This window comes from Nostoc sp. (assembly GCF_036919575.1).
Classification (GTDB): Bacteria; Cyanobacteriota; Cyanobacteriia; order Cyanobacteriales; family Nostocaceae; genus Nostoc.
Genome location: NZ_JBALBY010000072.1, coordinates 62,148 through 68,809, shown reverse-complemented (window position 1 = coordinate 68,809; position 6,662 = coordinate 62,148). Strand labels below are relative to the sequence as shown.

The following is a 6,662-nucleotide window of genomic DNA, read 5'->3' as shown; positions in this document are numbered from 1 at the left end:
GGCGTAAGCGTCATCGAGAGATTGACGCTTACACCCAACAAATATGGGCTTTATCGTCTTAAGTTGACACCAATGAGCAATGCTGTGCCCCTACCAACGTATTTGTATCATTATTAAAGTAAAACGGTATAACACGGCATCTGGTGAACATAGGTGCAAAGGAATATGTCGCGTGGTGGTGTCCTCATTGCCACGAACAGAAGCTGCTCTTTGACAAAGAAGCCTACCAAATTATCAACGACACTAGATCGCAGAGGCATCAATCCCCACCCAGACTTGTGCAACGTGGCAAAAGTCCCAGTTGTTCCCACTTGGGTTAGTGGCGTACATAACCATTGCGTGGCGGCTGGTGACAGCTTCGCCAACAGTGTCTTCGCTACTTTTACCGCAACTAACATCATAATTTATTAAGTTCTTTAGGCTAAATTGAGAGTATGCTTAATAATTGAAGTCTAGCTGAGAATTTAAGTAACTAAGTGCAAATAAACTTAAACATTTGTTGAGTTGTTTATACTTTGCCATTTGGTTGAGTGTTAAATACTAAAAAACAAAGTTTATTTGTGCCAACTTACTAACTAGGTTGTCAAGCAAGGCGGTAAAAATCCGACCTAAGCCAAGTACTAACAGCGAAAACCAAAGTAAACTTCACAAAAATTGCGTAAGATGATCAGAAGAATTTTGCTGGCTGTATCGGGATTGGGACACGCAGAAGAAATGCTCAAAACCCTGAAAGAAATCCCTTCAATTCAATCTGCAAAAGTTACAATTTTGCATGTTGTTCAAGCACAAAATGCTGCTGCTACCATGACAGCTAAATGGGAAAATGGTGGTAAAATTCTGGCGAATGCCATTCAAAGTTTGAACTTAGATCCTAGTCAGGTTTCTTCAATTTTGCGTGAAGGCGACCCCAAAGATGTAGTTTGCCAAGTAGCTGATGAAATCGACGCTGACTTGATTATTATGGGTTCACGGGGACTGAAGCGGCTGCAATCGATTTTATCGAACTCAGTCAGTCAGTATGTTTTCCAACTATCTTCTCGCCCCATGTTGCTAGTAAAGGATGACATTTATGTAAAAAGAATTAAGCGGATTATGGTGGCAATAGACAACTCTGATTCAGCAAAAAATTGCTTAAAATTAGCTCTATTTTTGTTGCGAGATATTCAAGGCGGGCAGTTAATTTTAGCAAATGTTAGTACAGATTTAGGCGGTAAGAAATCGGAAATAACCGAGGTTAACTCAGATAAAAATCCAGTTTTAGCAGCCGCAGTTGCAGAAGCTGAAAAACAGGGCATCCAATCTCGTTCTTATATCAGCAGTGGTAAACCTGGTGAAGAAATTTGTCGGTTGGCAGAGGAGTTGAATATAGACTTATTATTGCTTGGTTCTCCAGATCGTCGCCCATCGATCGCTAAGAGTTTTGTTGATATAGACCGACTCATCGGCACTTCTTTGTCTGACTATGTTCGAGTCAATGCCACTTGTCCAGTATTGTTGGCGCGGACAATTGCTTAAAATTAAATTGAAGAAGAATTCAGAATTCAGAAGTCAGAATTCAGAAGTCAGAATTCAGGAATCAGAATCAATCAGTCGGGGATTGGGACCCGCACTTCGACAAAACTCTGTTACCACCACTGATTGTTCGCGCTTGCGTCACGTAGTGAAGACCACCAAATCTACGATTTGGTGGGGGTCTAAAAAGAGTCTATTCATCCGCTTTTTCGGTCAAAATTCATTCTGAATTCTCACGCGTCGGCGGAGCGTCTGCGGCTTTGCTCCTGACGCCTTTATTCTGTTTCGATAAAGTTAGCAGTTAACTCATCCCCCGGCTTCAAGCCGGGGGCAAATCGAAGTCATTAGTCATTAGTCATTAGTACCAATGACCAATGACAAATGACTAATGACTAATGACTAAATCGGCGGGCGGCTATTCCTCCCCCCCTTGAAGGGATGGGATTCCCGCCGATTTTCGTTGATAAATAAAAACCCCTACACTACTGGTGCAGGGGTTATTTATTTTATACACAAATTCTTAACTATCTTTTCCACCTTCGCGGCTAGCAGTTTGGATGTACAGAATTAGTAAAAACACGGCGGGAACCAGTACGAACAAAATGCTCGCTACGAATCCCAGGTCATTAACTTGCATGGCAAGAAAACCTCTCTTAAATTTCCAGTCAACAACATTAGGATAGCATTATTGATGACAGAGTTATACCAATTCAAAATTCAAAATTCAAAATTCAAAATTAGGAAACTCAATTTTGGTAAGTATTTTGACTACTGACTGGATACAAATTGGAGCAATGGCAGATTTGAGTATTTAAGGCTTTGTGACTACACTGACTGATCCATTCACTAAGGTTTGACAGGCAAGGCGGTAATTTTCCGGCTTTTTCTTGAATTTCCGGTTTTCTACGTCTGTGCGGGGGGAAAGATTTTCTAGTCCTTCGACTATCTGGACAACGCAAGTGCCACATTGACCATTACCACCGCAATTAGTCATCTTGCCAATCAATGTATATATATCAATACCATTTTGGATCGCCTTGAGCCGAAGATTTGCACCATCCGCCGCTACTACTTCTTTATTCTCTTTAACGAATTTGATATTACCCATAACCGATTTCTCCTTGACTCTAAGCTTGGCTTGGAAGGCTTCATATTGACATGGCTTGATTCACATCTTATTTATTATCTTAATTCATTACAAAATATTAATAAATATTAATTTTATAAAATATGTCGTCACAAAAAAATAGGACAGGTGGAGTACCTGTCCTATAAATTGAAAATAGATTAACTTACCTAAATCCCACGGCTGCTTGCCAAACGAAAGCAAGCAACAAGAAAAATACGGGAATAACAGGGAGAACGTCCACCAAGGGATCAAAGATTTGGTAAGCTTCAGGCAGTTTTGCTAATAAAAGTGCTGCTTCCATGTTTTTTTAAATCCACCTATCCAACACAGCGTTCATAATTGATAAGTATTTTAACATGGTTTGGTCATTTGTTAGGAGAGACGCGATTAATCGCGTCTGTACAGGAGTTAAAAATTATTATTCTTCCCTTATTTCCTCTGTCCCCCTTACCCCTCATCTTCCTCATCTCGCCTTTCTTGATTAAGCCAGTGACCAAATTCTGTGGTGAAGCGATCGCTCAATATAGCTTCTCTAATCTGCTGCGTAAAGCGAATTAGTTCGGTAATGTTGTGAATGCTCAACAAGGTATAAGCTAAAATTTCCTGCGATCGCACTAAATGAGATATATAAGCACGGCTAAAATTTTGACAAGTGTAGCAGGGACAAGTTTCATCTAATGGCGTAAAATCTTCACGAAACTTAGCATTTTTTAAATTCCAGCGTCCGCCCTGGACTATTGCTGTGCCATGTCTAGCCCAGCGTGTGGGAATTACGCAATCAAATAAATCTATACCAGATGCGATCGCGATCGCCATTTCCCGATAAGTACCCACACCCATCAAGTAACGCGGTTTTTCGGGGGGGAGAAGCGGTGCTGTGACTTTTACAATCTCAGCCATCAATTCTGGCGGTTCTCCGACACTCACCCCACCAATGGCATATCCCGGCAAATCCAACTTAGCCAAAGCTCCAGCCGCACGGCAACGCAAATCCAAATATACGCCCCCTTGCACAATCCCAAATAACGCCTGCTGACTGCTTTTATGAGCCGTTATGCAGCGTTCTAACCAGCGATAAGTGCGCTCAGTTGCAGTTTCTACCTCTTGGCGAGTCGCTGGGTAGGGCGGACACTCATCAAAGGCCATAATCACATCTGCCCCCAAAGTATTTTGAATCTCAATGGATAGCTCTGGTGTCAAATTAATAATTCGTCCATCATGGGGCGATCGAAAAGTTACGCCTTCTTCAGTGATTTTTCGCATCTCGCTTAAGCTGAACACCTGAAACCCACCCGAATCTGTGAGCATCGGTCCGTTCCACCCCATAAATTTGTGCAACCCACCAGCCCCAGCCACGATCGCTTCCCCTGGTTGTAGGTGAAGATGATAAGTATTGGATAAGATCATTTGCGCCCCAGTATCTCGTAGCTGGGCTGGAGTGACAGTTTTGACATTTGCCAGGGTTCCCACTGGCATAAATCTGGGGGTTTCTACAACACCGTGAGGCGTGAAAAACACTCCGGCTCTAGCTTTGGTTTGGCTACAGCAGGCAAGACATTCAAAGGAAAAATTCGCACTCATGCCATTTTAGATTTTAGACTTCGTAGTGAGCCTCAGCCGAACGATTTTAGATTTTGGATTGTGAAACCCTAATCGGTAAAGAGTTTCAGAAATCCATAACTAGCAGCCATAAAACCAAATGGTATTAGGGCAAAATTAATCAAAATTAATATTATTTGGCTAAATTATGGACAAACATAAAAATTGGTAATTGAGTTTTAGTGAATACTTAAGCACTCACTACCAACTTAGTTACCGACTTTACGAGTATATATTGTCTTCTTAAAAAGAATCAGAACAGTCATCGTCAATTTCTGCATCCCACCTGGCTGAGAATACTTGCTCCATCATCGCTTCTATGGCGCTGATATTGAAGTTTCGCTCTCGTCGCTCTTGTAAAGGGGTTGAGCGGGGAATCAACCGCAGACAAACTCCTTCTTGCATTAAATCGAAGTAGGTTTCTTGTTGCGACGACTGTTTTAGTTCCAAGTAATCAAAACTACAAACATTCAGATATAGCGCGTGGTTAGCCACTAAAGTAGACCTTTGCGGATTAGCAAAAACTTCTATCACATCTCCTTCACCCTCACTCAGTACCTTATCTTCTTGGGTGTAGATGTAGTGGACTCGACCTAAATCTGCCAGCAATCGCCGGATGTCGAGCTTATTCACAATGATGCCCGTGTTAATAATGCACGGAGCTGGTATCCTGATGTCGGGTAGATGGTGACTCATAGGAAAATAGCGATTGAGCTAAGGAGAGTGGCAACATAGCTAAACTGTCATAATTGAATAGCTTGTTTACTCCCACATTTAAAAAAATATCAATTTTGTGGGGCAATCGTCTAACAATTTGGAGTAAGTTTTTAGTTACTGTATACAAAACACAAATTTTGATCCCTGATGGAATTTTAATTTCCTGAATCTTGGGCTTTTTGTATAAGATAGCACTCTTGTATCTGTCTATTATCTAGACCAGCATAACAAAATTTTCAGGGAGAATTTCTAATAGAATTGACACTCCCCGCGATAAATCGACGGGGATTCTTGGTTCAACGAGACCACTTAAAACGTGGTTCCTTGCGTTACCTAGCCCTCATTGTGGGACTCTCCCCAAGCGTTAACTTTGGGTATGCCCTACCCTAGTTGCATTGAGTCCAGCAGTGCGTTGGGGAGCCAGCGCTGTGGGCGGGTTTCCCGACTTGAGGCGACTGGCGTCCGGCGAGCCACTCTTGTTGCAACTGCCGTGCAAGTCCTGTTTAGTTTGAAACAAATAGTTCAAAAATCTGAGTCGTCTAGCTCGGTATAAATCTTTTACCTACTGCTAGGAGGAAACTAGAACAATGCAGTAGAACCGCATAGATTTAATTGTCAAGGTTCAGGTGTCTTTCGACGACAAGGTTTTTTAAGTGGTTGATTACCTTTCCACTATTATTAGTATAGTCTATTGGTACACTAATTAATTGAAAGCCGCCGTAAAACGACGGGGCTTTAAACCCAATTTTTCGGTGAATCTTATCTAAAGCTTTAAAGTCTGCTCATGTCGGTTGTACCGAAATTATGACTATTATCCAGCAATTAACCAAATATTAATGTAATCCTAATGACGAAACAGCAACAGTGGTGGAAAAAGCTGTTGTTAAAGCTGGCAGCTAGTATTATATTTTACACCGTTATTCCACTACCGTATTTGAACGGATTGGATTTTCGAGGAGTAGCACATCTTGCTTCGCTTGTAGGGTTGATGATTGGGGGAATTTTAGGGTTACTAGATACGGGGATGAATTATATTGGTATACCAGTGTTAACTCGTAGTGCTTTGGTAGTAAGTGTTTGGATTGCCATGACTGGAGGACTGCACTTAGATGGGGCAATGGATACTGCCGATGGTTTGGCAGTGGGCGACCCAGATCGGCGACTGGAGGTGATGACAGATAGTGCCACAGGTGCATTTGGGGCAATGGCAGCGATCGCCTTGGTAATACTGAAAATAACAGCTTTAACGGATATGCCAGAAAACCGTTGGTTATTGCTGATGGCTGCTTGTGGCTGGGGACGCTGGGGACAACAGCTGGCGATCGCGCGATATCCTTATCTGAAACCAACTGGTAAAGGTGCATTTCACAAACAAGCCATTCGTTCTTACAAAGATTTGTTACCAGGATTGTTGTTGTTGTTTAGTTTGAGTGGTTTACTTTGGCTGATAGATCAACAGCAGTTATTTCTTGCAGTGGGAATGATCGTTGCTGGGAGTGCGATCGCCACTTTAACTGGTGCATGGTTCAACCACAAATTAGGCGGACACACTGGGGATACCTACGGCGCAGTCGTTGAGTGGACTGAAGCCTTATTTCTCTGCGTGCTGACCGTTTTTTAAGATGAGGGGGATGAGGGGGATGAGGGGGATGAGGGGGATGAGGGAGATAAGGGAGATGAGGGGGATGAGGGGGATGAGGGAGAT

8 protein-coding genes are annotated in these 6,662 nt (G+C 42.4%); 2 read left to right on the top strand and 6 right to left on the bottom strand.

What is annotated here, in order from left to right:
• Positions 1–113: 113 nt before the first annotated feature.
• The gene (locus tag V7K27_RS19120) at positions 114–401 is read right to left on the bottom strand and encodes a hypothetical protein (RefSeq protein ID WP_334949663.1); all 288 of its coding nucleotides are present in this window, start codon (positions 399–401) and stop codon (positions 114–116) included.
• A 262-nt stretch (positions 402–663) separates the two neighbouring features.
• On the opposite strand from V7K27_RS19120, the gene V7K27_RS19115 reads away from it, so the two are divergent.
• Positions 664–1,515, top strand: coding sequence for a universal stress protein (locus V7K27_RS19115; protein ID WP_334949662.1), 852 nt, complete (start codon positions 664–666; stop codon positions 1,513–1,515).
• Between the two features lie 517 nt (positions 1,516–2,032).
• Here the strand turns inward: V7K27_RS19115 and psbM are convergent.
• From psbM to V7K27_RS19090, 5 genes are all read right to left on the bottom strand, one after another.
• The gene (gene psbM, locus V7K27_RS19110; RefSeq protein ID WP_191756905.1) at positions 2,033–2,149 is read right to left on the bottom strand and encodes a photosystem II reaction center protein PsbM; all 117 of its coding nucleotides are present in this window, start codon (positions 2,147–2,149) and stop codon (positions 2,033–2,035) included.
• A gap of 174 nt (positions 2,150–2,323) precedes the next feature.
• Positions 2,324–2,620: a 2Fe-2S iron-sulfur cluster-binding protein gene (locus V7K27_RS19105; protein ID WP_334949661.1), complete on the bottom strand. Its 297-nt coding sequence runs from the start codon at positions 2,618–2,620 to the stop codon at positions 2,324–2,326.
• A 184-nt stretch (positions 2,621–2,804) separates the two neighbouring features.
• On the bottom strand, positions 2,805–2,942 hold the full coding sequence (locus tag V7K27_RS19100) for a photosystem II reaction center protein K (RefSeq protein ID WP_006195022.1): 138 nt from the start codon (positions 2,940–2,942) through the stop codon (positions 2,805–2,807).
• 146 nt (positions 2,943–3,088) lie between these two features.
• Positions 3,089–4,222 carry a tRNA guanosine(34) transglycosylase Tgt gene (gene tgt / locus V7K27_RS19095; RefSeq protein WP_334949660.1) on the bottom strand — a complete coding sequence of 378 codons (1,134 nt, stop codon included), beginning with the start codon at positions 4,220–4,222 and terminating at the stop codon, positions 3,089–3,091.
• A gap of 261 nt (positions 4,223–4,483) precedes the next feature.
• Positions 4,484–4,936: a hypothetical protein gene (locus V7K27_RS19090; protein ID WP_334949659.1), complete on the bottom strand. Its 453-nt coding sequence runs from the start codon at positions 4,934–4,936 to the stop codon at positions 4,484–4,486.
• Positions 4,937–5,804: 868 nt separating this feature from the next.
• Between V7K27_RS19090 and cobS the strand changes: the two genes are divergently transcribed.
• Complete coding sequence (gene cobS / locus V7K27_RS19085) at positions 5,805–6,578, top strand: adenosylcobinamide-GDP ribazoletransferase (RefSeq protein ID WP_334949658.1); 774 nt, start codon at positions 5,805–5,807, stop codon at positions 6,576–6,578.
• Positions 6,579–6,662: the final 84 nt, after the last annotated feature.